Raw genomic sequence first — 26,153 nt, forward strand, 5'->3', positions numbered from 1 at the left:
GAAGCAACAGATAACATCCGCAACCCCCTTTCGATAACTATTTATATCTTTTTTTACTTTCATGGAAAATTCTTGATCCAAGACGAACCCGCAAAGCACAATTTCCCATAAAACACTGCGTTTTTGGGGGGTTCACTGCTTTGCAGACCCCTTAACGACTTTTAAAGCGTTGGCGCTTTGGGCTTTCTATCCGCTGCGAAAACACGCCATTTTCCAATATCGACCCGCGCCAAAAGTAAAAACAGAATCGATCCTAAGTAAAGAAGCGGTTCGATCTGGAGACCTTTGCGCAGCATCACAAAATGCAACCCCCCCAAGATACAGATCCCATAGGTAAGCCGATGCAATTGACGCCATCTTGAACCCAGCCGGCGTTGCGCAACATTATTTGACGTGAGCGCCAAAGGAATCAGCCCCAACAGCGCCAGCATCCCAATCGTTATATAAGGGCGTTTCATTATATCCGCCCAAACCCGATTGAGATCCCCAAGATCGAGCAAGGCCCAGGTCAGAACATGCAGGAGCACGTAGCCAAACGCAATCAATCCAATCGCCCGCCGAAACTTAAACAGGTTGATCCCAAAGATACGGCGCAGCGGTGTAATCGCCAACCCAAAAACCAACATTTGCAGCGCAAATTCGCCCAGCAAATGTTCTAATTTCGCAATCGGCTCTGGACCCAGCTCGTTGCGAACACCGAGCATGATAAAATAAACACCGGGCGCCGCCCCGATTAAGTATATAAGCCAAACAGGAAGTTTGCGGCTTAAATGATTTATGTGCTCCACCACGCGCAGATCACCCCTCAACTTTCAGGCTTATTAGATAAACTTTGTCAGATCCATGTCCTTATACAGTTCTGCAACATCCTCTTGATAGCCATTGAACATCGATGTGGGCTGGCGTTTGGCAAACAGGCCTCCTCCGATGCGCCGCTCTGTTGCCTGCGACCAACGCGGGTGATCAACCTGTGGGTTCACATTGCTGTAAAACCCGTATTCCCGCGCATTCGCCAAAGACCAACTGGTGGGGGGCATCGTATCGGTCAGGGTAATCTTTACGATCGATTTAATTGATTTAAAACCATATTTCCATGGCACCACCAGACGCAGCGGCGCGCCGTTTTGATTGGGAATTTGTTTCCCGTAAATACCATTTGCCATCAGCGTCAGCGGATGCATTGCCTCATCAAGCCGCAGCCCCTCTACATATGGCCAATCAAGCACTGGATAATTTTGTCCGCGCATCTCTTCGGGCCGGTATAAGGTTTGAAAGGCCACATATTTCGCCTGCGATTGAACCCCTGCCATATTCAAAAGATCCGCCAGTTCGAACCCGTTCCACGGCACCACCATTGACCATGCCTCGACGCAGCGAAACCGGTAAATGCGTTCTTCAATCGTCATCTTTTGGAGAATATCTTCAAGGTGATATACCGCAGGGCGATCCACCAACCCATTGATTTCCACGCTCCACGGAGTGGTGCTTAAAGCGCCTGCATATTTGGCGGGGTCACTTTTTCCCGTACCGAATTCATAGTAATTGTTATAGTTGGTAATATCTTCCCATTCATTCGGCACCAGCTCTTCAGCGCGTTGCGCTGCGCTTGACGCAGAGGCCAAACCACCCGCCAACCCAATCCCCGCTAGACCGGCGAGCAAATGCCTTCTGTTTACAAAAACCTGCTCATCGGTCACCTCCGACTGTTTCAGATCAGATTTCCAACGATGCCCCATGACAAATCCCTTTTACACAAATCCTACCGTGAACTTAGCGCGTTCCGCAGCATCTTCAAAAAACAACCTTTTTCACAAAAACGTGTTGTTTTAGTGAAGCACCGCATCCTGCGGCGTCACCGCCATGGGTTTCGCTAGCTGTCCAGCAATCACGAGCCCCGCATCCTCTGCGGAAATAGGCACCTGCTGATCCTCAGCGATTTCACCAGAGAGCAACAGCTCTGCCAAAGCATCTTGAACATGGCGTTGAAGAACCCGTTTCAGCGGCCGCGCGCCAAAGCTGGCATCATAGCCATGCTGCGCCAACCAACTTTTGGCCTTCTCATCAACCTCAAGCGAAATATTGCGGCCAGAAAGTCGCGCCTGTAGCCGCGCAAGCTGAATATCAACGATTGCCCCCATATGCGCAGGCTGCAAGCGGTTGAAGACCACCATTTCATCAAGGCGATTCAAGAATTCAGGCCGAAAATGACCACGCACGGCCGCCATCACATCTTCATTCGTCGCAAAGCGATCCTGAGACTCGGGCGCGGCATTCAAGGGTTGCGAGCCCAGATTTGACGTTAGAATGATCAGCGTTTGCTTAAAATCAACGTGATGGCCCTGACTATCGGTGAGCATCCCCTCATCCATAACCTGCAATAACAGATTAAACACATCCGGATGCGCTTTTTCCACCTCATCAAACAGCACCACTTGATAGGGCCGTCGGCGCACCGCTTCTGTTAATACACCGCCCTCTTCATAACCGACATAGCCCGGAGGCGCCCCGATAAGGCGCGCAACGGAATGCTTTTCCATATATTCCGACATATCGATGCGCACCATCGCGGCATCATCATCAAATAAGAATTGTGCAACGGCTTTCGTCAATTCGGTTTTGCCAACCCCCGTCGGGCCCAGAAACAAAAAGGACCCCAAGGGCCGGTTTTCATCATTCAATCCGGCGCGCGCCCGCCGCACCGCGTTTGCGACAGCGGCTAAAGCAACATCCTGACCGATCACCCGCTGGCTCAGCGCTGCCTCCATGCGCAGCAACTTATCACGCTCTCCCTCAAGCATCTTGCTGGTGGGGATGCCCGTCCAACGCTCGACCACCGTGGCGATATGTTCGGGGCGTACCGCCTCTGTGATCAGCGCGCCTGCAGAATCAACGTGCTCGGCATCGGAAAGTTGCTTTTCCAATTGCGGAATAACCCCGTATGACAATTCACCCGCCCGCGCCAAATCGCTTTGGCGCGTTGCCTGATCCAATTCCGCCCGCGCCCGATCCAATTGTTCTTTAATGCTACGCCTGCCAGCCATTTTATCGCGCTCTGCCTGCCATTGCGCGGTAAAAACAGCGCTTTCATCCTGCAGCATCCCCAAAGCTTTCTCAATATCTGCAAGCCGCGCAAGGGATGCGGCATCATCTTCGCGGCGCAGCGCTTCCACCTCGATTTGCTTTTGCAAAATTTCGCGATCAAGCGCGTCTAAGTTTTCCGGCTTGCTGTCAACTTGCATCCGCAACCGGCTGGCCGCCTCATCCATCAAATCAATGGCTTTATCAGGTAAAAACCGATCTGTGATATACCGGCTAGACAAAGTGGCGGCTGCAACCAGCGCCGAATCGGAAATACGCACGCCATGATGCAACTCATATTTCTCCTTGATTCCGCGCAAAATGCTAACGGTGTCTTCCAAGGTTGGTTCGCTGACCATAAGCGGCTGAAAACGCCGCGCCAGCGCGGCATCTTTTTCAACATATTGCCGGTATTCATTCAATGTGGTGGCGCCAATGCAATGCAACTCACCGCGCGCCAGCGCTGGCTTAATCATATTCGCCGCATCCATGGCGCCATCCGCCTTACCAGCCCCGATTAAAGTGTGCATTTCATCGATGAACAAAATGATCTCGCCCGCCGCGGCGGTGATTTCCTTTAAAATTGCAGTCAGGCGCTCTTCAAATTCGCCGCGATATTTGGCACCTGCAATCAAAGCCCCCAAATCCAACGCCATCAGACGTTTATTCTGCAAAGATTCGGGCACATCACCGTTCACAATGCGCAAGGCCAAGCCTTCGGCGATGGCAGTTTTGCCAACGCCGGGATCGCCGATCAAAACCGGGTTGTTTTTGGTGCGCCGCGACAGCACTTGCATCGCGCGCCGAATCTCTTCATCGCGCCCAATGATGGGATCGATGCCGCCAGAGCGGGCGCGCTCGGTCAGATCCAACGCATATTTATCCAAAGCTTCAAAACCATCTTCGGCATGCGCGGTTTCTGCAGTGCGCCCTTGACGCATCTCTGCAACCGCACGGGTCAGGCTTGGAGCCGTCACGCCCCCTGCCACCAACACGGCCTGCGCCGGTGATTTCACCAAAGCCAAACCCACAAGAAGGCGCTCAACAGTGACAAAGCGATCCTGGGCTTTTTGTGCCTGATTCTGCGCCTCTGAAAGCACTTTTACAACGCTGCCATCCAGTTTTAACTGCCCCGACTCGCCCGAAACTTTTGGTAATTTTCTGAGTTCAGCCTCGACAGCATTGGCGATAGCCGCAGGGCGCCCTTGCGCCCGCTCGATCAGATTGCGCGTCAATCCTTCGGGGTCATCCATCAAAGCTTTCAATAAATGTACCGGCATAAACCGTTGATGATCTTGCACCGTCGCTAGGGTTTGCGCATTTTGAATAACCCCGCGTGCGCGTTCCGTGAACTTGCTTAAGTCCATCGCACTCTCCTTTACTAAAGCGCCTATTACGTCAAACACCCGGCTTTCGGCATATTTACACATCAGGCCTTTCTGAGATGTGATATGGGCAATCGACCAATTGGTTTCAAGAAAACTCAGTTTATTTTACTGATGAGGCGTTGCAAGCGATGCCGATCACGGGTCAATGGCTTGACGGCAAGCCCATGCCAAGCTTAGACCCGCAACAACCCAAAAAGGACCAAAATAATGCCAGATTCCAGATTAATTGTTGCCCTTGATGTTCCCGATGCGCTTGCCGGATTGGCCTTGGCGCAAAAACTTGGCAATCAGGTGGGATTTTATAAAATTGGGCTGGGCACGTTGACAGGGGGCGGTTTGGCGCTGGCCAATGAATTGAAACAAGAGCACGGCAAACAGATCTTCCTTGATATGAAGCTGTTCGATATTTCAGCAACGATCGAACATGCCACGCGCGGATTGGCGCAATATGATATTGATTTTTTGACCGTTCATGGGGATCCGCATGTGGTCAGAGCGGCAAAAGCAGGGGCCGCGGGCAAGAATTTGAAGATTCTTGCCGTGACAATCCTTACATCGCTTGATCGCGCAGATTTAGATGCTTGTATGATAAAAGGCGGCGCCATTTCCGATCTTGTCATCGAACGGGCCACCCGCGCATTCGACGCTGGCGCCGATGGGGTTATTGCCTCTCCGCAAGAAGCTGCTTTGATCCGCAGCCTTCCGATCAGCGCTGGTAAATTAATCGTCACGCCAGGCGTGCGCCCAACTGGCGCTGCTCTGGGGGATCAAAAGCGCGTCATGACACCCGCTGAGGCGATTGCCGGCGGCGCCGATCATCTGGTGATTGGCCGGCCGATTACCGCAGCCAACGATCCCGCAGCGGCCGCAGCGGCAATTCTCGCTGAAATCGAAGGCATAAAATGAAAAACCCCGCCAAGATGGCGGGGCGTTTCGAAAGCTTACTGACCCTGTGGGCTCAGCCCTGACGGGCTTTGAACCGAGGTTGCGTCTTGTTAATGACGTATACGCGGCCTTTGCGGCGCACGACACGACAGTCGCGGTGACGCTGCTTCAGCGAGCGGAGTGAGTTTTTGACCTTCATGGCCTTCTCCTTCAATCGCGGCGCGTCTTTGCGCCAGTTGCTGTTGACCCCATAATGAGGGGCCGTGAAACCCGTGGTGGGCGGTACTGGGATCGAACCAGTGACCCCTACGATGTCAACGTAGTGCTCTACCGCTGAGCTAACCGCCCGTCTTGGCGATGCGCGCAGCACCAAAAAACGGAGCGCGGAAAGCCGCGCCGGTGGAGGGTCTATAAAAGGTTGGTTGCGCGGGATCAAGGGCTTTTGCAATTCTCTATTTTTAAGCTATCCTGAACCCATGGAAAACCTGCCCTTGGACCATTGCGCCTATAAAATTGTTGAACCCGAGGCTTTAACATCCTCTGTGGTGTTTGCCTCCCCCCATAGCGGGCGCGCGTATCAGGGCAGCTTTTTGAAAAGCTCTATTCTCGATGACTTAACGATTCGCAGTTCGGAGGATGCTTATGTCGATCAACTGATCGCCTGCGTCCCCGGTTTTGGCGCGCCGCTTTTAACCGCCAAAGCGCCCCGATCCTTTTTGGATCTTAACCGCGCTGAGGATGAGCTGGATCCAGCCCTAATTACCGGCGTTCCGAGCGCCAAACAAAATCCACGGATTGCCTCAGGGCTGGGGATCATCCCACGCGTCGTTGCAAATGGGCGCGCGATCTACCGCGGGAAAATGTCTAAAGAAACCGCCCAAGCGCGCATAGACACCTATTGGACGCCCTATCATAAGGCTTTAAAAGCGCTTCTGGCGCGCGCGCAGACCAAATTTGGGCGCGCAATTTTGATCGATGTGCATTCAATGCCCCACGAAGCCGTTGCGCCAACCGGCCGCGTACACCAAACCACCGAGATCGTTATCGGGGATCGCTTTGGGGCCTCTGCCGAGTCGCAACTGGCGGAGAATGTGCTTGATATTTTTAGCAGCCACGGATTTCGCGTGGCGCGCAACGCGCCTTTTGCCGGTGCTTATATCACCCAGCGCTATGGCCGCCCCCATTTCAATCAACATGTTTTGCAAATCGAAATTGACCGCGCGCTTTATCTGAATGAGGCCAATATCACCCCCTCTGAACAATTTGAGTTTTTTCGTCAACGATTGCGCAAAGTGCTGGCCGAGATCGCAAAAACCGGCGCAGCAGAAAGAAGCCTCGCCGCCGAATAGCCACTAGCGCAGCGCCCGGCCTTTAAGAATCGCATCCTCGCCAAATTTTTTGCGGATTTTATCCGTGGCACGCTCTGCAGCGCCGCGCTGATGGGCCTGTGGGTCCAAAAGATCCCCAGATCGCTCCGCCTGGCTGGCCTCGCATAAATCTGACAGACCCGCTCCGATCAGCCGGTAGGCTTGCCCTGCTGGAATTTGCGACAGCATGGCCCGCGATACGCGGTAGACACGATCGGCCAATTGCGTCGCATCCTCCAACGTTTGACGTTTGGTAATAATTTTATGGCCAGCGGTTTTAAGCTTCAGCGTTACCACACGCCCCGCCAACTCTTTTGCCTTTGCCCGATCCGATACTTTTTCGCACATCCGCCATAAATGACCGTCCAATAAATCAGGATCGGCGGTATCTTCAAAAAATGTGGTTTCATTAGAAATCGATTTCACCGGTGTGTTCCGGCTAATCCGGCGATGATCTTGGCCCCGCGCAAGATGCCAAAGCCTGTCGCCCATCGACCCAAATTTTTGCGTCAAGTCATCGCGTTGCCACCGCAACAAATCGGTAAAACTGCGAATGCCGGCCTGCGCCAAAGCGGCTTGCGTGGCGCTGCCTACCCCCCAGATCATCCGCACAGGCTTATCCTGCAAAAACGCCGCCGTATCGTCTTTTCCGATCACAGAAAACCCACGGGGTTTGTTTAAATCAGAGGCCACTTTTGCCAGAAACTTATTATGCGACAACCCGATCGATCCGGTCAGACCCAACTCTTGGCGCATCCGATACACCAGGCGCGCCAACATCACTGCGGGGGGCGCTCCATGCAATTTTTCTGTCCCGCGTAAATCGAGAAAAGCTTCATCTAAAGAAAGGGGCTCAATGGCCGGCGTCAGATCTTCCATCATCTGCCGGATTGCGCGGCTGACCTCTGCATAAACCGCCATTCTAGGCTTTATAATCACCGCGTCGGGGCAAAGCTTTAAGGCTTGGAACATCGGCATGGCGGATTTCACGCCCCGAATCCGAGCCACATAGCAGGCGGTGGACACCACACCGCGCCGCCCACCGCCAATAATCACCGGCTTATCTGCCAAATCAGGATGATCGCGCTTTTCCACGCTGGCGTAAAAGGCATCGCAATCCATATGCGCGATACTCAGCGTAAAAAGCTCTGGATGCGTTACGATATTGGGCGCATGGCAACGCGGGCAGCGCCGGCCCGTTTCAAACGGCTGGCAGCATTCTTGGCACAGGCTAGGCATTAACCTGCCTTGCAGCTGCCCATGGCGCCCGATATTGCGGCGCTTGTTTCAGGAAGAAGCTCACACTCATGTCCATCGGCCCAACGATTGGCGTATTTTAAATCTTGCCGACGATAACAAAAAACGCCGCGCAGGCAAAATGCAAAATCAACCCTTTTCGCGCCATGCATTCACGATAGGGTAGCGCCGATCCAGCCAAAAACCCCGCGCCGATAGCCGCGTTCCGGGCGCCGCTTGGAAGCGTTTATATTCGCTTGCGTATAACAGGTTTTGCACGCGCAACGCCTCCTGTCGTGAAAACCCTTGCGCCACACATTCATCAATTGATTGATCCTCATCCACCAATAGCGTCAAAATCGCATCCAGAACGGGATAATCGGGCAAGCTATCGCTGTCTTTTTGATCGGGACGCAATTCGGCACTGGGGGGCTTATCAAGGATAGTTTGGGGAATAATAGCACCGGGTGGGCCCTGCATCCACTCGCGATGATGCGCATTGCGCCACTGACAAATTTCAAAAACGCGGGTTTTATAAAGATCTTTGATCGGGTTATAGCCACCGGCCATATCGCCATAAATTGTGGCATATCCCACGGCCACTTCTGATTTATTTCCCGTTGTCAGCAGCATTTCCCCAAATTTATTTGAGAGCGCCATTAAGAACAGGCCCCGCAAACGCGATTGTATGTTTTCTTCCGTTAAATCGGGCTGTGTGCCCTCAAAAAGCGGGGCAAGGCTATCATGTATGGCCGCTTGGCCCTGCGAAATCGGCAGAAAATCATACCGGCATTTCAGATTTTCAGCCAAATCTTTGGCATCCTGCAAAGAGCCTTCAGACGTATAATCTGAAGGTAACATAACAGCGCGCAGATTCTCAGCGCCCAGCGCATCGGCGGCAATTGCCGCCACCAAAGCGCTGTCAACACCCCCGGACAGGCCCAGCAGAACCCGCGGAAACCCGCTTTTTGCGCAATAATCACGCAAGCCTGACACCATCGCATGATAATCCGCCTCTAGGCTGCTGGGCAAAGGCGCCAAAGCGCCTTGCATCGCGCTCCAACCCGAGCCCTGCTTTATCAGAACCACATGCGCAAGCGCCGATTCAAACATCGGCATCTGCACGGCCAATGCCCCGCCGGGATTCAGCACAAAGCTGCCCCCGTCAAACACCTGATCATCTTGGCCACCCACCATATTTAGGTAAATCAACGGCAAGCCCGTTTCGATCACACGCGCCACCATAACATTCTGCCGCTCTTCAGATTTCTGGCGGTGATAGGGGGACCCGTTGGGCACCAATAAAAACTCGGCGCCGGTTTCCTGCAAGGTTTCGGCCACATCCGGATGCCATGCATCTTCACAAATCGGGCTGCCAATCCGCGTATTCCCCACCGAATAGGGCCCCGCAATTTCACCAGAGGAGAAAATACGCACCTCATCAAATACGGATTGATTGGGCAAATGATGCTTTTCAACCACAGACACAATACGGCCATCATTCAAGATAAAATACGCGTTAAATAAAGCGCCCGCTTCCACCCAAGGCCCGCCGATCGCCAAAGCTGGACCTTCTTTGCACGCCTGCGCCAACCCTTCAATTTCAGCAATTGCCGCACGCTGAAAGGCCGGTTTCATCACAAGATCCTGCGCGTTATAGCCAGTGATAAACATTTCGGGAAAGGCGACCAGATCACTGCCCGCCGCTTTTGCCTGGCCCCAAGCCTCTTTGGCCAATCTGGCATTGCCCTGCAAATCCCCAACCGTAGGGTTTATTTGGGCCAGCGTTATTTGAAATCTATCGCTCATCGCTTCGCTTTGCTCTTAACCTTTATCCTGTGTGATTTAGCAGAATACGACTAAAGGGAAAGTACCCAGACAGGGTTCAGCGTAAAAAACCGCCTAAAGCTCTTCTACCTGCAACACACCACCCAAACTTTTGATCGCACCTTTGATTTGCGGTGTAACGGGAAATTCCTGACCAATGTCAATTTCAACTTCGCCGGGCAAATCCGCATTCAACAAACAAAAATAAATCGGCCCTTTGCCGCCGCGTTTGCTGGTGCCCGCCGCCTGCTGCAACACCGAAGCCACAGAGGGCACACTGTCCAAATTATCGATAAAAATACGCAAACCCGTCGCCCCCGCATCCGCAATCGCCCCATCTAACGGTACGACCGAACGCGCCAAAAGCTTCAACTGGTCCGATTCAAGACTGGCTTCAACCCCCACAAGGACCTGCGCGCCCGCTTCTAAAAACTCTCTGCTTTTTTCCAGCGCATCAGAAAATAACGTCACCTCATAGGCGCCGCTCACATCGCTCAGTTGCGCAAAGGCAAAGCGATTGCCTTTTGCTGATTTGCGCTCTTGCCGGCCCGCAACAACGCCTGCCAGTTTTGCAACCAGCGGACCATTTTGGGCTTTTTTCTGAAGCTCTTCCAATGTCATCACGCCTTTGCGCCGCAACGGCGCCATGTAATCATCCAGCGGATGCCCCGATAGATAAAAGCCGATTGCAGAAAACTCTTCAGACAAACGTTCTGCGGGCAGCCAATCTTCCATTGAAATCAGTCGCGGTTCGGGCAGATCCTCACCCGCCTCGCCGAATAAAGAGACCTGGTTAGAGGCTTTTTGTTCATGAATTGCGGCTGAATAGCCGACCAAAGCATCTAGGCTGGAAAAGACTCTGCGCCGATTGCCGTCCAGTTGGTCAAACGCCCCCGCCCGGGCCAGCATCTCCAATGGCCGCTTGCCAACGCGCTTCAGATCCACCCGCCGCGCCACATCAAACAAGGTTACAAAAGGCCGCTCAACGCCCTCTACATGACGCGCCTGCGTAAACAGCCGCATCGCCTCCACGCCCACATTCTTTAATGCCCCAAGCGCATAGACCAGCGCGCCCTCATGCACGTCAAACGTCGCTTGTGAGCGGTTGATGCAGGGCGGCACGAACGGCAATGACAGACCTTTGCGTACCTCTTCAAAATAAACCGCCAGCTTATCTGTTAAGTGCAGGTCACAATTCATCACCCCGGCCATGAATTCGACCGGATGGTTGGCTTTGAGCCACGCGGTTTGATAGCTGACCACGGCATAAGCGGCGGCATGCGATTTGTTAAACCCGTAATTGGCGAATTTCTCCAACAAATCGAAAACTTCAGAGGCTTTTTTTGCGTCTACTCCATTTTCCGCCGCACCCGTTTCAAATTTAGGGCGCTCGGCATCCATCGCCTCTTTGATCTTTTTTCCCATCGCGCGGCGTAAAAGATCGGCCCCGCCAAGGCTATAATTCGCCATCACCTGCGCGATCTGCATCACTTGTTCCTGATAGACGATAATGCCTTGGGTTTCTTCCAAGATATCATCGATAAGGGGGTGGATAGAGGCCCGGTCTTTCAAGCCGTTTTTCACTTCGCAATAGGTTGGAATATTTTCCATCGGACCCGGGCGGTATAAAGCTACAAGCGCCACAATATCTTCAATACAAGTCGGCTTCATCCGCTTTAGCGCATCCATCATACCGCTGGATTCCACCTGAAACACCGCGATTGTTTTTGCCGCCGCATAGAGCGCGTATGATTTTTCATCATCAAGCGGGATCGCCGCAATATCATCCTGCGTACCCGTCGCTGGCTCATATAAACTGCTGCCATCCGCCGCGATATGCAGCGCCCGGCCGGATTTAATCACCAAATCAACCGCGTTTTGAATCACGGTTAGGGTTTTCAATCCCAGAAAGTCGAATTTCACCAGACCGGCTTGTTCTACCCATTTCATATTGAACTGCGTGGCGGGCATATCCGATCTGGGATCCTGATATAGGGGCACCAGCGCATCCAGCGGCCGATCGCCGATCACCACCCCGGCCGCATGGGTCGACGCATTGCGCAACAACCCCTCGACCTGTTGCCCGTAAGTCAGCAAACGGTCCACAACCTCTTCATTTTGCGCCTCTTCGCGCAAACGTGGCTCATCAGCCAAAGCTTTTTCAATGCTGACGGGCTTCACCCCTTCCACCGGAATCATTTTAGAAAGGCGGTCGACCTGACCATAGGGCATTTGCAAAACCCGGCCGATATCTCGAACAGCCGCTTTTGATAACAGCGCCCCAAAGGTGATGATCTGGCCCACTTTGTCACGGCCATATTTTTCTTGCACATATTGGATCACTTCATCGCGGCGATCCATACAGAAATCGATATCAAAATCCGGCATGCTCACGCGTTCTGGATTTAAAAACCGTTCAAACAAAAGCGAATAGCGCAACGGATCCAAATCGGTAATGGTCAGCGAATACGCCACCAAACTGCCCGCTCCAGATCCACGCCCGGGACCAACCGGTATGTTCTTTTCTTTCGCCCATTTGATAAAGTCTGCCACGATTAGAAAATATCCTGGAAAGCCCATGCCTTCGATAATCTTCAGCTCAAATTCAAGCCGCTTTTCATAGGCCTCCACCGTATCCGCATGCGGAATAATCGCCAAACGCGCGGCCAATCCCTCTTGCGCCTGGCGGCGTAATTCCTGAACCTCATCGGTTGCAAATTTTGGCAAAATCGGATCCCGCCGATAAGCCATGAAGGCGCAACGGCGCGCGATTTCTAGCGTATTGGCAACGGCTTCGGGAAGATCGGCAAAGAGCGTCACCATTTCTTGGGGCGTTTTGAAATAATGCTGCGCGCTGAGCCGGCGGCGCGGTGCTTGCTGATCCACATAAGCCCCTTCGGCGATGCAAATCAACGCATCATGCGCCTCATACATGTCGGATTTGGGGAAATATACGTCATTGGTGGCCACCAAAGGCAAATCCATGCGATACGCAAACTCGATAAATCCGGCCTCTGTCAGCCGTTCGGCCTCGGGAAGCCCCGTCTCCCCGGGATGGCGCTGTAACTCAACATAAAGGCGATCCCCATAAATTTCGGAAAATTGCTGCATCAACGCTTCTGCTGCTGGCGCTTGGCCCGCTCTGAGCAGGCAGCCCACAGGACCATCTGCGCCCCCCGTCAAGCAAATCAGATCTTTATGAAAACGCTTCAAATCCTCTAAGCTGACTTGCGGCAGCTCGCCATCCGCCTTGAGATATAAGCAAGAGTTCAATTTGAGTAAGTTTTCATAACCCGTTTCCGATTGCGCCAGCAGCACGATCGGCGCTGGTGGTGGTTTGCGCCCACCCAGCGGCACAGGCGCATAAGCCAGATCAATCTGACAGCCCAGAATGGGTTGCACACCGGCCGCGCTGGCAGAAACCGAAAATTCAAGCGCCGCGAATAAATTATTACTATCCGTCACTGCAACGGCCGGCATCGCCATGTTTTGGCATAAATCTGGAAGCTTTTTCAGCCGCATCGCCCCTTCAAGAAGGGAATACTCGCTGTGCAATCTCAGGTGGATGAATTGGGCATTTTTTGTCATAATTTTAGAATAGACCAGCCGCGGCACGACCCCAATGCCTTATTTCAAAATTTGCCCTAAAAATCGCCAAATTTGAAATAAAGAGCCCTCTGGCACGCTTGCATGAAAATAAATCTTGCCAGAATGGTAAATCGGCGGCTAGCCTTAGCGCAAGCGCACCTCACATCTTCTACGCCGCATCGAAGGTTTTGAGACAGGGAAATATGGTAAGGCGGCAGGTTTAACCCGATGAACATATCGTTTCTTCTAAATGGAGAGACCGTGGCCCTGACGGAGATCAGCGCTACGACAACCTTTTTGGATTGGCTGCGCGAAACGCGTGGACTGACGGGAACCAAAGAAGGCTGCAATGAAGGAGATTGCGGGGCCTGCACGGTGGTGGTGATAACCCCAGATGCTGTCCAGGCGCTGAATGCCTGTATTCTCTTATTGCCGCAATTACATGGAAAAGCCGTGCGCACCGTGGAGGCGTTGGGGCAAGGCGGCGCGTTACACCCGGTGCAAAGCGCGATGATCGACGCGCATGGAAGCCAATGTGGCTTCTGCACACCGGGGTTTATCGCCTCAATGGCCGCCGCGCAGATCAATCAAGATGAAGATCATGCAACCACGCTGGCAGGTAATTTATGCCGCTGCACGGGCTATGCTCCTATTTTACGCGCTGCTGAAGCCAGCGCGCGTTTGCCACAGCCCGACTGGCTGCGCGGCGACCGACAAAAATTGGCCACAATGGATCTGCAGCACGAACAAGCCTATCTGCCAAGCTCGAGCGATGCCCTGGCCAGCCTATTGCTTGCGGAGCCGGAAACGGTTTTGGTCGCCGGCGCAACCGATCTGGCATTATGGATCACAAAAGATCTGCGCAACCCCGCCCCATTGGCGTTTTTACATCAGGCAAAAGATCTAGCACAAATTGAAGAAAATGACGATCATACCCGCATCGGCGCTATGGTGTCTATCGAAGCCCTGCGCCTATGGGCGCAAACGCCTTTGCCGCATTACAGCGAGATGTTGCGACGTTATGGATCAACGCAAGTGCGCATGGCGGCCACATTGGGTGGTAATATCGCCAATGGATCGCCCATTGGAGACAACGCGCCCGCCCTGATCGTACTTGGTGCCAAACTGGTGCTGCGCCGCGGTGCAAATCGCCGCGAAATTGATTTGGAAACATTTTTCCTGAGCTATGGCAAACAGGATCTGCAAAAGGCAGAATTTGTTGAGGCTATTTTGCTGCCAAAGCTGGGCGCATCTCTATATTGCTACAAGCTTTCAAAACGCTTTGATCAAGATATTTCTGCGGTATGCGGGTGTTTTAATATTGGGATCAAAGAAGGTTATGTAGACAGCGCGCGGATTTGCTTTGGCGGTATGGCTGGCACGCCGCAGCGCGCGCATAAAACAGAGGCTGCTCTGCTTGGCCAGCCATGGCAAGAAAGCAGTCTTGAAACCTGTCGCGCAGCTTTAACAGCTGACTTTCAACCCCTCAGCGATATGCGCGCCTCTGCCGCCTATCGCCAAGACGCTGCCTATGGGCTATTGCTCCGTTGTTATCTTGAAAGCCAAGGGCGTGCCGTGAATCTGAGAGGTGTAAACGCATGAGCCATGGCCACCCGCTTCCCCATGATGCCGCGCATCTGCACGTGACCGGCGCCGCGCGCTACGTTGATGATCTGCCTTGCCCTGCCAATTGCCTTCACCTGGCGTTTGGGCTTTCCAGCATTGCCTCGGGACAGATTACCGATCTCAGCTTAGATCGGGTGCGCGCCCATGAAGGCGTGATCGCCGTCTTAACGGCCGACGATGTGCCATTTTCAAACGATGTCTCGCCGGCAGCAGGCGATGAGCCGCTTTTAAGCGAGGGCCGCGTTCATTATATTGGTCAACCCATTTTTTTGGTGATTGCGACCAGCCATTTGAGCGCGCGCAAAGCCGCGCGCTTGGCACAGGTTACCTATGCTGAACACGAAGCGATCCTGTCAATCGACCAAGCCCTCGCCGCCAATAGCCGTTTTGAGGATGGCCCCCGGATCTACCAAAAAGGTGACCCTAGCGCGGCCATCGCGCAAGCCACGCATAAAATCCAAGGTGAGATTGTGATTGGGGGGCAAGAACATTTTTACCTTGAAGGCCAAGCCGCGCTGGCCCTTCCGCAGGATGATCAGGAAATGGTCGTTCACAGCTCGACGCAACACCCCAGCGAAATACAGCATAAGGTTGCCGATGCTTTGGGTCTTCACATGCAAGATGTCCGCGTTGAAGTGCGGCGGATGGGCGGTGCGTTTGGGGGCAAGGAAAGCCAAGGCAACGCATTGGCCGTTGCCTGCGCCATCGCTGCCCGACATACCGGACGCCCCTGCAAAATGCGTTATGATCGCGATGACGATATGATGATCACTGGCAAACGCCATGATTTTCGCATTTCTTATCAAGCAGGTTTTGACGCAGAGGGGCGTATTTCCGGGGTCACATTCGTGCAATATGCGCGCTGCGGCTGGGCCCAAGACCTTTCGCTGCCCGTGGCGGATCGGGCGATGTTACATGCCGATAACGCCTATCATCTGCATCATTGCCGCATCGAAAGCCATCGTTTGAAAACCAATACGCAAAGCGCTACGGCCTTTCGCGGGTTTGGTGGCCCGCAAGGCATGTTGGGAATCGAGCGCGTGCTCGACCATATTGCGCATTATTTAAAGGAAGATGCGCTGGATATCCGGCGTCGTAATTTTTACGCCGATATGGCGGCAGCGCCGCGCTCATCTGCTCGGTCTGAAAACGCTCAAACCACACCCTATGGTATGCCGGTTACCGATTTTATTCTGCATCAATTGACCGATCAGTTGGCACAAACAAGCCAATATACAGACCGCAAGGCCGCAATTAAAACCTGGAATACGCAAAATCCCATTTTAAAACGCGGAATCGCGCTAACCCCTGTTAAATTTGGTATTTCCTTTACCTTAAGTCACCTTAATCAAGCGGGCGCTTTGGTGCATCTCTACCAAGATGGCAGCATCAGAATCAATCATGGCGGAACCGAGATGGGCCAAGGTCTGTTTCAAAAACTTGCCCAAGTGGCGGCTTTTGAATTTGGCGTTGATATGCAACAGATCAAAATCACGGCAACAGATACCGCAAAAGTGCCCAATACTTCTGCCACTGCGGCCAGTTCGGGAAGCGATTTGAACGGCATGGCAATCAAACGGGCTTGCGAACAGATCACCGCGCGCATCAGCGATTTTGTGAAACACTATTTTCAAAAACCCAACGCCATAGTGGGCTTTGAGAACAATCATGTAAGCGTCGATTCGCTGCGCGTGCCATTTCAAGAAATTGCTAAATTATGTTACGAAAACAGGATTAATTTATCGGCAAACGGGTTTTACAAAACACCCGGCCTTAAATGGGATCGCATCAAAGGCGAGGGGCGACCCTTCTTCTATTTCGCGTATGGCGCCGCTGTCAGCGAGGTTGTGATCGATCGTCTCACGGGTGAAAATCGCATTTTGCGCTGCGATATACTGCACGATGTGGGGGCCAGCCTTAATCCGGCGCTGGATATTGGCCAAATCGAGGGTGGATATGTGCAAGGCGCGGGCTGGTTAACCACCGAAGAATTGGTTTGGGATCAAAGCGGTCATTTGCGCACCCACGCGCCCTCAACCTATAAAATCCCAACCATTGGCGACAAACCGGATATTTTCAACGTTGCACTTTGGAACGGCCAAAACACGGAAAACACGATTTACCGCTCAAAAGCCGTAGGAGAGCCACCCTTTATGCTGGGCAACTCGGTCTTTATGGCGCTGAATCATGCGATTTCAGCATGCGGCGGTGCCTATCCCGACTTGCAAGCACCGGCAACGCCCGAACAAGTGCTTCGCTCTGTGCAGAGAGCGCAAGCGCATGGGGTTTGATTTAGACGCGCTGACCCAAGCGGCCCGCCAACACGGGCCCATCGCCCGCGTGGTCGTGGCGGATGTTGTAGGATCCACCCCGCGCGATACCGGCGCCTCAATGCTGGTTTGGAAAACCGGACAAAGCGGTACGATCGGGGGCGGTGCGCTTGAATACCAAGCCGCCCGCGCCGCGCGTAAAGCAATAGAGCAGGGGAAATCAAGCGCGCTGTTTAGCCGCCATCCGCTGGGGCCTGACTTGGGCCAATGCTGCGGCGGCTCAGTCGCGTTGGTAACCGAGTTTTTTTCAACGCAATCCATGCCCAAAGCCGATGGAAATTTGCTGATAAGGCGCATCACCGGCGCGCCGACGCTGCCCTTATCGGCCAAACGCATTCTGGCAGATCAGCGCGGACAAGGGGTTGTGCCAAAACCCGGTCTCTATGATGGCTGGATGATCGAACCTGTTTTTGCGCCCAGCGCGCAGCTTTGGATCTGGGGGGCCGGTCATGTCGGACGCGCCTTGGTGCATATGTTTGCCACGCTGCCCGATTTAGAGATCACTTGGGTCGATACGGATCTTTCACGCTTTCCAGATCGCGCTCCGGAACGGGTAACCGTGCTGCCTGCAAAAGCCCCAGCCGCGCTGATCAAGCATGCACCCCAAACGGCGCAGCATCTTATCCTGACATTTTCGCACAGTTTGGATTTAGAATTGTGCAATGGGTTGCTGCGGCACGGGTTTGACTGGACAGGGCTGATAGGATCTGCCACCAAATGGGCGCGTTTTAAAAAACGTCTGCAAGCTCTTGGGCATAATCCGGCCAGCATCAACCGGATCACCTGTCCCATCGGATCACGCGATTTTGGCAAGCATCCAGCCGAAATCGCCATCGGGGTTAGCGCAGCGTTTTTGGCAAGGCGCGTTGAGAACCGTGCCTTAACAAGGAAGAAAGCGTGACAGACGTTCTGATGGAAATCCGCGGGCTCAGCAAAAGCTACCCGGGCGTGGTTGCAAATGACGAGGTATCATTTGATATCAAGCAGCATGAAATCCATGCGCTTTTGGGGGAAAATGGTGCGGGAAAATCAACGCTTGTAAAAATGATTTATGGGTTGGTCCGCCCGGATCAAGGCGCCATGAAGCTGAGCGGCCAAGCTTTTGCTCCTGGCGAGCCAAAGGTTGCGCGAAGCCAAGGCGTTGGAATGGTGTTTCAGCATTTTTCCCTTTTTGATGCGCTGAATGTGGGGGAAAACATCGCCTTAGGCATGGAAAACGTATTGCCTCAACGCGATTTGGCGCAGCGCATTCGAGAAGTTTCTCAGGCCTATGGGCTGCCGCTTGATCCAAACCGCATCGTTGGCAGCTTATCCGCAGGAGAGCGCCAGCGCGTTGAAATCATCCGTTGCCTGTTGCAAAATCCGAAATTGCTGATCATGGATGAGCCCACATCGGTGCTGACACCGCAGGAAGTGCAAACCCTGTTTGCGACCCTGCGAAAGCTCAAATCAGAGGGTACTTCAATCCTTTATATCAGCCATAAGCTGGAAGAGATCCGCAGTCTGTGTGACACGGCAACCATCCTGCGACGTGGCAAGAAAGTGGCGGGCTGCACGCCCTCGGACACCTCGGCCGCAGCTTTGGCCGAAATGATGGTTGGCGCAAGCTTTAAAGCCCCTCAGAAAAAACAGCACGAGCTGGGGAAAACCCGGCTTTCACTGAAAGCACTTACGCTTGCAGGCAAGGGTAGCGGAAAATCACCGATCAGCGACCTCAGCTTTGAAATCGCAGCAGGGGAAATTCTTGGGATCGGTGGCATCGCCGGAAATGGCCAAGAAGAATTATTGGCCGCTCTCTCGGGAGAGGCGCTTTCTGCGCCGCAAATGTGCCAGCTTAACGGAGAGAATATTGGTCATCTGGGCCCGAATGCGCGGCGAACGCTTGGTTTGCTCTGCGCCCCCGAAGAACGGTTGGGCCACGCAGCCGCGCCAAATATGAGCCTGATTGAAAATGCACTGCTTACCGGTGCGCTGCGCAAAAAGCTGGTTAAAAACGGATTTTTGAACTGGGGTCGCGCAGAAAACTTTGCCAAAACCATCATCCATGAATTTGATGTCAGAACCCCCGGCACCGCGAATACTGCGGCCTCTTTATCGGGGGGAAATTTACAAAAATTTGTTATTGGGCGCGAGGTTTTACAAGATCCTGATGTTTTGGTGGTCAACCAGCCGACATGGGGCGTTGATGCCGCCGCCGCTGCCGCCATTCGCCAATCGCTTTTGGATCTGGCCGCCAAAGGCGCTGCAATTTTGATTATTTCGCAGGATTTGGATGAACTTATCGAGATTTCAGATCGCTTTGGTGCGCTTTATGAAGGCCGCCTATCGCAGATCAAAAAAACAGCTGGGTTAACGATTGAGGATATTGGCTTGATGATGGGCAGCGCAACCGCAGAGGCAACCCCATGATCCATATGGAAAAACGGCTTAACCCCTCGGCGCTGCTCACAACCATCACGCCCGTGCTGGCGGTACTTTTGACGATGGTGATGGGGGGCGCAATGTTTGCCATTTTGGGCAAGCCCCCGCTCGAAGCGATTCGGATTATTTTTTGGGATCCTTTGTTCGACCCAACATTTGCGTCTTATTCACGCCCGCAGCTTTTGGTAAAAGCCGGCCCGCTTATTTTAATTGCGATCGGGCTTTCATTCGGCTTTCGCGCGGGCATATGGAATATCGGCGCGGAAGGGCAATATATTATCGGGGCGATTTGCGGAGCCGCTGTGGGTTTGGCGCTTTATCCACTGGAAAGCCGCCTAATTTTTCCGCTGATGGTTCTTGCCGGTGCTTTGGGCGGCTGGATCTGGGCCATGATACCCGCGTTGTTGCGCACCCGTTTCAACACCAATGAAATTTTGGTTTCGCTGATGCTGGTCTATGTCGCGGAATCCTTTCTGGCCTCTGTGTCGCAAGGCCTGTTGAAAAATCCAGAAGGGATGGGGTTTCCCGGTTCGCGAAACCTACGCCAATATGACAGCACGCATAATGCAGAATTGATCAGCGGCTCGGGGATGCATTGGGGCGTCGTGGTAGCGTTTATCAGCGTTATCTTCGCCTATATCCTACTCACCCAACATCTACGCGGATTTCAAATTCGTTTGACCGGCGAAGCGCCGAAGGCGGCAGAATTTGCGGGGATTAAACCCTCAAGACTGGTGTTATTTTGCCTTGGTTTTTCAGGTATTTTGGCAGGTATGGCCGGACTATTTGAAGTCAGTGGTCCAGCTGGGCAGATCACCACTGATTTCAATTCGGGCTATGGGTTTACCGCGATTATTGTCGCCTTTTTGGGGCGGCTGAACCCTTGGGGAATTCTGGCAGCAGGGCTGTTGATGGCGCTGACCTATATCGGTGGCGAGTTGGCGCAGTTGATGCTGGGGGTTCCGGGGGCCTCGATCCAGTTATTTCAAGGCATGTTATTATTCTTTTTGCTCGCGACTGATTTATTTATCAATTACCGCATTCGTTTTGGAAGGGGAAAGTAATGGACCTTTCATCCATTAACCCAATTTTGCTTTTGGCCTCCCTTATGGTATCGGCCACGCCTATTTTATTGGCCGCCATTGGCGAAGTTGTGGTGGAACGCTCCGGCGTGCTCAATTTGGGCGTTGAAGGCCTTATGATCACGGGGGCTGTGATTGGCTTTGCAGTTGCGATCAACACGTCGAGCCCGGGAATAGGGTTTATATGCGCCGCCCTCGCAGCGGCCCTCTTATCACTAAGCTTTGCCGTGTTAACCCAGATTTTCCTGTCCAATCAGGTGGCAACGGGCTTGGGCTTAACCTTGGTTGGGCTTGGATTATCCGCGCTGATTGGCAAGCCGTATGAAGGCATGAAATCCCCCAGCCTTGATAAACTGGATTTCCCTTTGCTGTCTGATTTACCGGTTTTGGGGCCCTTATTATTTTCACATGACGCGATGGTATATGTTTCAGTGATTATCGTGATCCTGGTGGCCTACACATTAAAACGCACGCGGGTTGGCTTGATTTTACGGGCGGTGGGTGAAAACCACCACGCCGCCCACGCGCTTGGCTATAAGGTGATCCGGATTCGAATTTTGGCCATCATGTTTGGTGGCGCCTGCAGCGGGTTGGGCGGCGCTTATCTGAGCTTGGTGCGGGTGCCGCAATGGACCGAGGGCATGACAGCCGGCGCCGGATGGATCGCCTTGGCCATTGTGGTCTTTGGCAGTTGGCGCCCCTGGCGGGTGTTGATTGGTGCCTATTTATTTGGCGGCGTAACCGTTTTGCAGCTTAACTTGCAAGCTGCCGGGGCCGCGATTCCGGTCGAGTACTTGTCCATGTCACCATATCTGATAACTATTGCTGTATTGGTTTTCATTTCGGCCAAAGGCAACCAAGGGGCACCTGGATCTTTGGGCCGGGCGTTCCATGCCTCATCTTGAGGCACTCATAATCTGAAAAGGAGTAGTTTATGACGATAAAATCTATCTTAGCAGGGGCCGCGGTGGCTCTTGGCCTATCCACAGCCGCCTTCGCGGCCGATGTAAAAGTTGGCTTCGTCTATGTTGGGCCAACCGGCGATCATGGTTGGACCTATCGCCATGATATTGGCCGTCAGCAGGTTGAAGAGGCCTTTGGCGATCGCGTCGAAACCACGTTTATAGAATCAGTGGGCGAAGGCGCCGATGCAGAGCGCGTGTTTACGCAGATGGCGCTGCAAGGCCACGATATTATTTTCGGCACATCCTTTGGCTATATGGACCCAATGGAAAACGTTGCAAAGAAATTTCCAGACGTGAAATTCGAGCATGCAACAGGTTTTAAGCAAGGGCCCAACTTTGCCAATTATGGTCTCCGCTTGTACCAAGCTCGGCACGTGCAGGGCGTGATCGCGGGCATGATGACCAAAACAAATAAAATTTGTTACGTCGCAGCTTATCCGATCCCAGAAGTTATTCGTGAAATTAACACCTATTATCTGGGTGCAAAAACTACAAACCCAGACGTAACAATCGATATCGTATGGGTGTATACTTGGTATAATCCACAAAAAGAACAGGACGCTGCTGTGGCGCTGATGCAGCAAGGCTGTGACGTAATCGCCCAGCACACAGATTCGCCTGCACCTTTACAAGCCGCTGAGAAAGAAGGCCGGTTTGGGTTTGGGCAAGCCTCAGATCAAATCAAATTTGCACCTAAGGCGCAATTGACTGCAACGATCGATAACTGGGGGCCATATTACATCAAAAAAGTCGGTCAGGTTCTGGATGGCACCTGGACCACAGGCGATTACTTTGGCCATATGGATGATGGATCCGTGGAAATGGCGCCTTTCACAAACATGCCGGCCGATGTTGCCGCCAAAGCCCAAGAGGTCAAGGATGCGATCCGTGATGGCAAATACTTTGCGTTCACCGGCCCGCTGAATGACAATGAAGGCAACCAAGTCTTAGCTGACGGAGAAGTCGCGGACCGTCAGCATCTTGATACAATGATGTATTACGTTGAAGGAATCGACGCAACCGTTCCGAATTAAGAAAAACGACTGCATAATCTCACAAGGCGCTTAGCGCTTTATGATAAGCTGATGGGGCCTGCAAATATGCAGGCCCCATTATTTTATGACCCTTAAAATACCCATGTTTAACAGTCTGGACAATGCACCTTATAAGAAGCAGGGTGACAGCCAGCCCATTTGGCAAAAACGCTTCCCTGCGCCAAGCCGCATGATCAAAACACGCTTTGAAACCGAAGCGGCTTTTGGTTATAAGAAAGCGATACGCAATCTCTTCGGATATGCGGCTCTTAAGACAATGCGGAGACCCGATGGAACCAATTTTAGAGCTTACAGAACCACATGCCATCGCTCTTTGTGATAGTATCCAGCCCGGCGGCGTTCATCCAATACAGCTGCAAGATGTCGAACTGGTTTTGTGGCGTGACTATGCCGGTCAGGCGCATGTTTGGCATGACCGCTGCCCCCATCGCGGCATGCGTTTGAGTTTTGGTTTCGTAAAAGAAAACCGCCTGACATGTCTGTATCATGGCTGGGAATATGGCTCTGATGGAGGCTGCCGAAAAATACCAGCGCATCCAGAGGTCACCCCGCCAAAGACATTATGCGCCGATATTTTGAACGTAAGCGAATGTTATGGGATGGTGTTTGTTAGTGCTGGCAAAAATACCGCCAAACCAAATACTGAATGGGTTTCGGTACGCAGCATATTTTTAGAATGCGATGGAGCTCAGGCGCTTATGGAGATTGCCGAGTTTGTAGAGATTGCAGAGGCACAAGAAAACCAAGTCTATTTGAACAAAAGCAACACGGTAGCCGTTGCGGTGCAAACCTGCAGCCGCAAAAGCTGCGCCATTCATCTGAGCACAAGATCGACAGATCCAACGGAAAGGCTTGCCTTGGCCAAACGGATGGTTGCCTTGCGCCGAAAGATCAATCAAGGACTACGCGCATGACAGTAACTTCAGATATAGTCGCCTTAAATCAATGGCTGCCAGTTGCATATCCGGGGCAAGTGACCCCCACAAAACCCCATGAAACATTGCTTTTGGGGCAGCTCATTCGCCTGACAGCGGCAAGCGATGGAACCGTGACTGCGGTTGCCCTGAACGCAAGCGGCGCGCCAGAGCGTGATCTGCCAATTATCGAGCAATTCGCAGTTATCTTCACAACCCTTGGAGACAATCCAAGGCCAATGCCGATCATTCAGGCCTTCGACGAACCCGATCGCCGGATTGTCAATTGTGGGTCAGTGGGTGTGCATGCAAGCCCGTTTCGAATTGTTGAAAATTTTTTAGATATGGCCCATTTCTGCTTTGTGCATACCGATATCTTAGGTGCGGAAAACGAAACTGAAGTGCTCAGTTATAAAACCGAACATCGCCAAGATGTTGATGAAATCTGGGCAACAGGGTGCCAGTTCTTTCAACCCGCCGCCTCGCCCGCCGCGGCAGAGGCCGGTGAAGGTCAAATGACCGATTACACCTATCGCGTTTTATCGCCATTCGGGGTGATGCTGTATAAATCGGCCCTTGGCTATGCGGATCGTTTGGATGCGATTTGCCTCTTCATCCAACCTAAGACAGAGACAGAGTGCATAGGATATATGCCGATGGCGCTGCTTGATGATACGTCATCCAACACTGGCATGATCGATTTTCAACAAACCATTTTTTTACAAGACCGAATAATTCTTGAAAATCAACGCCCTAAATTGCTGCCTCTGACCCCGCGCTCGGAAATGCCAACAAGAGCGGATCTCAGTTCGGTTGCCTTCCGCCGCTGGCTCAAAGACAGCGGTATGAGATTTGGTTTGTTGCATGAAGAGGCCGCATAAATGGCCCTGACGCTGCATAATTATACCTTATCCGGAAGCTGCTATAAAGTGCGGCTGTTGCTTGAATTCCTGCAAATCGATTATCACACAATATCGGTAGATTTCTTCCCGGGAAAAGAACATAAAACACCCGAGTTTCTAGCGCTTAATCCACTGGGCCAAATACCAGTGCTTGAAGATGGCGCGCTGCAGCTGCGCGATGCGCAAGCCATCCTATGTTATCTGGCGCGCAAATATGATCCCTCGGCGCAATATTTACCGGATGATCCGGCCGTATTTGGGCAAGTCATGATGTGGCTTGCCTTTGCCGGAAATGAGTTGATGGCCGCCTCGGCTGCGCGGTTGCATGATGTGTTGGGCTATGCGTTGAATGTTGCGAGTGCTCGCGCGGAGGCGCAAAGCGCCTTTGCCATCCTTGATGATCATCTGGCAGAACGGGCAATCCTTGGAAAAACATGGATCGTTGGAGATGCACCAACGATCGCAGATATCGCCTGTTTTCCCTATATTGCGCTCTCGGGTGATGGCGGTATCGGGCATGAGCCCTACCCATATTTGCGCAATTGGATGCGGGCCTTTCGCAAACTGCCAAGGTTTCATGCCATGTCTGGCATTCCAGAGTTTGCATGATGCCTTTGCGGCATAAATCACGCGCGGCTTACCCGCAGGTTCGGCGCGAGCGATCCACCAATCTCTGCGTTCAAAAGGCCGTTTTTAAGATCTGCGCAGGCGGCAGCCGGTTTGACCACAGCAAATCGAACTTAGACGGTGCATAGGTCCGTTCAATCCGGTGGGTTTGGCCGCGGCGGCAATGATTTTATGCATGTCAAAATGACCTTCCATGGGCAGTTCTCGCGTTCGTTCATAGCCTTCATTGAAGATAAAGCTGCTCAGCTTTCAATCAGCGTGACCGTGACCCTAAACGCGGCGCAGGCAACGGTGGAGGCGCAGGGCTGCTCCGCATTGATCGGAGCACTGGAAATGGCTGCTTGCATTGCCCCGGATGATTGCCGGGTGGACAGCTGGGAACTTGACTAGAAAAAGGCAATTTTTTTAAAAGCCCTTCTGAAAAACCCACCAGACTGAATAATATTAAAAAAACAGCTATTAAACCGGTACACATACTGTCTTAAAACGCTTTTTAGGATCCCAAAGCCAGCCAAAACGGGCCGGTAACGGCCTGTATCAGCCCTGATATTATTCCCTATTTTCTCAATGCAATGAAGGAATAACTGGCTGCGAGAAAGGGGCCGGCATGAAGCTTATGCCTGCGCCTCTTGGCTTAAACTCTTTTGGTGCGAGCGCCTCAACCATTTAGGCTCTTTCCTAATATCTAATACATCACTGGTTTAAATTGCGCCCTGTATACTGCGCTGCATGCAAACGCGCTTGAAAATTCGCCCTGACTAAAACGCAGAAAATGTGTCAGAAATTGTATTTTTTACCGATTTTGCACCAAACCTGACACAAGCTAACTGTGGCTTAAAGCGCATAGCAGATTATTCTGGTC

General features: G+C 52.6%; 19 protein-coding genes and 1 tRNA gene. 13 read left to right on the forward strand and 7 right to left on the reverse strand.

All coding sequences use genetic code 11. The annotated features are described in order from the left end of the window. Positions 1-161 precede the first annotated feature (161 nt). The 3 genes from msrQ to clpB all read right to left on the reverse strand — a co-directional run bounded on the left by msrQ (position 162) and on the right by clpB (position 4,445). The gene (gene msrQ / locus UM181_03855) at positions 162-791 is read right to left on the reverse strand and encodes a protein-methionine-sulfoxide reductase heme-binding subunit MsrQ (protein WQC64693.1); all 630 of its coding nucleotides are present in this window, start codon (positions 789-791) and stop codon (positions 162-164) included. 30 nt (positions 792-821) lie between these two features. Continuing rightward, complete coding sequence (msrP, locus tag UM181_03860; GenBank protein WQC63754.1) at positions 822-1,736, reverse strand: protein-methionine-sulfoxide reductase catalytic subunit MsrP; 915 nt, start codon at positions 1,734-1,736, stop codon at positions 822-824. A gap of 90 nt (positions 1,737-1,826) precedes the next feature. After that, positions 1,827-4,445, reverse strand: coding sequence for an ATP-dependent chaperone ClpB (clpB, locus tag UM181_03865; protein ID WQC63755.1), 2,619 nt, complete (start codon positions 4,443-4,445; stop codon positions 1,827-1,829). Between the two features lie 228 nt (positions 4,446-4,673). Between clpB and pyrF the strand changes: the two genes are divergently transcribed. Next, positions 4,674-5,372, forward strand: coding sequence for an orotidine-5'-phosphate decarboxylase (pyrF, locus tag UM181_03870; protein ID WQC63756.1), 699 nt, complete (start codon positions 4,674-4,676; stop codon positions 5,370-5,372). Positions 5,373-5,624: 252 nt separating this feature from the next. Here pyrF and UM181_03875 read toward each other — a convergent pair. Next, positions 5,625-5,699, reverse strand: a tRNA-Val gene (locus tag UM181_03875). Between the two features lie 128 nt (positions 5,700-5,827). On the opposite strand from UM181_03875, the gene UM181_03880 reads away from it, so the two are divergent. After that, positions 5,828-6,700: an N-formylglutamate amidohydrolase gene (locus UM181_03880; GenBank protein ID WQC63757.1), complete on the forward strand. Its 873-nt coding sequence runs from the start codon at positions 5,828-5,830 to the stop codon at positions 6,698-6,700. 3 nt (positions 6,701-6,703) lie between these two features. On the opposite strand, the gene UM181_03885 is transcribed toward UM181_03880, so the two are convergent. From UM181_03885 to dnaE, 3 genes are all read right to left on the reverse strand, one after another. After that, the gene (locus UM181_03885) at positions 6,704-7,957 is read right to left on the reverse strand and encodes a DNA polymerase IV (GenBank protein ID WQC63758.1); all 1,254 of its coding nucleotides are present in this window, start codon (positions 7,955-7,957) and stop codon (positions 6,704-6,706) included. 147 nt (positions 7,958-8,104) lie between these two features. Next, positions 8,105-9,763 (reverse strand): NAD+ synthase, encoded by a 1,659-nt coding sequence (locus UM181_03890; GenBank protein WQC63759.1) that lies wholly within the window; start codon positions 9,761-9,763, stop codon positions 8,105-8,107. 93 nt (positions 9,764-9,856) lie between these two features. Beyond that, positions 9,857-13,369, reverse strand: a complete 3,513-nt coding sequence (dnaE, locus tag UM181_03895; protein ID WQC63760.1) for a DNA polymerase III subunit alpha — start codon at positions 13,367-13,369, stop codon at positions 9,857-9,859. Between the two features lie 228 nt (positions 13,370-13,597). On the opposite strand from dnaE, the gene xdhA reads away from it, so the two are divergent. The 11 genes from xdhA to UM181_03950 all read left to right on the forward strand — a co-directional run bounded on the left by xdhA (position 13,598) and on the right by UM181_03950 (position 25,681). Continuing rightward, positions 13,598-14,971, forward strand: coding sequence for a xanthine dehydrogenase small subunit (gene xdhA / locus UM181_03900; protein ID WQC63761.1), 1,374 nt, complete (start codon positions 13,598-13,600; stop codon positions 14,969-14,971). Continuing rightward, positions 14,968-17,286 (forward strand): xanthine dehydrogenase molybdopterin binding subunit, encoded by a 2,319-nt coding sequence (xdhB, locus tag UM181_03905; GenBank protein WQC63762.1) that lies wholly within the window; start codon positions 14,968-14,970, stop codon positions 17,284-17,286. Before xdhA ends, xdhB begins: the two co-directional genes overlap by 4 nt. Then, complete coding sequence (gene xdhC, locus UM181_03910; GenBank protein ID WQC63763.1) at positions 17,276-18,226, forward strand: xanthine dehydrogenase accessory protein XdhC; 951 nt, start codon at positions 17,276-17,278, stop codon at positions 18,224-18,226. Before xdhB ends, xdhC begins: the two co-directional genes overlap by 11 nt. After that, positions 18,223-19,734, forward strand: a complete 1,512-nt coding sequence (locus UM181_03915; protein WQC63764.1) for an ABC transporter ATP-binding protein — start codon at positions 18,223-18,225, stop codon at positions 19,732-19,734. The genes xdhC and UM181_03915 overlap by 4 nt, the downstream gene beginning before the upstream one ends. Next, positions 19,731-20,810, forward strand: a complete 1,080-nt coding sequence (locus tag UM181_03920) for an ABC transporter permease (GenBank protein WQC63765.1) — start codon at positions 19,731-19,733, stop codon at positions 20,808-20,810. The genes UM181_03915 and UM181_03920 overlap by 4 nt, the downstream gene beginning before the upstream one ends. Further along, complete coding sequence (locus UM181_03925; protein ID WQC63766.1) at positions 20,810-21,733, forward strand: ABC transporter permease; 924 nt, start codon at positions 20,810-20,812, stop codon at positions 21,731-21,733. Before UM181_03920 ends, UM181_03925 begins: the two co-directional genes overlap by 1 nt. A 29-nt stretch (positions 21,734-21,762) precedes the next feature. Then, entirely contained in the window at positions 21,763-22,827 is a 1,065-nt protein-coding gene (locus UM181_03930; protein ID WQC63767.1) for a BMP family ABC transporter substrate-binding protein, read from the forward strand. A gap of 290 nt (positions 22,828-23,117) precedes the next feature. Further along, positions 23,118-23,762 carry a Rieske (2Fe-2S) protein gene (locus UM181_03935; GenBank protein WQC63768.1) on the forward strand — a complete coding sequence of 215 codons (645 nt, stop codon included), beginning with the start codon at positions 23,118-23,120 and terminating at the stop codon, positions 23,760-23,762. Then, positions 23,759-24,643 carry an aromatic ring-hydroxylating dioxygenase subunit alpha gene (locus tag UM181_03940; protein ID WQC63769.1) on the forward strand — a complete coding sequence of 295 codons (885 nt, stop codon included), beginning with the start codon at positions 23,759-23,761 and terminating at the stop codon, positions 24,641-24,643. Before UM181_03935 ends, UM181_03940 begins: the two co-directional genes overlap by 4 nt. Beyond that, the gene (locus UM181_03945) at positions 24,644-25,273 is read left to right on the forward strand and encodes a glutathione S-transferase family protein (protein WQC63770.1); all 630 of its coding nucleotides are present in this window, start codon (positions 24,644-24,646) and stop codon (positions 25,271-25,273) included. Positions 25,274-25,411: 138 nt separating this feature from the next. Continuing rightward, positions 25,412-25,681: a hypothetical protein gene (locus UM181_03950; protein WQC63771.1), complete on the forward strand. Its 270-nt coding sequence runs from the start codon at positions 25,412-25,414 to the stop codon at positions 25,679-25,681. The last annotated feature ends 472 nt before the right edge of the window (positions 25,682-26,153 follow it).

Source organism: Alphaproteobacteria bacterium US3C007 (genome assembly GCA_034423775.1).
Classification (GTDB): Bacteria; Pseudomonadota; Alphaproteobacteria; order Rhodobacterales; family Rhodobacteraceae; genus Thalassovivens; species Thalassovivens spotae.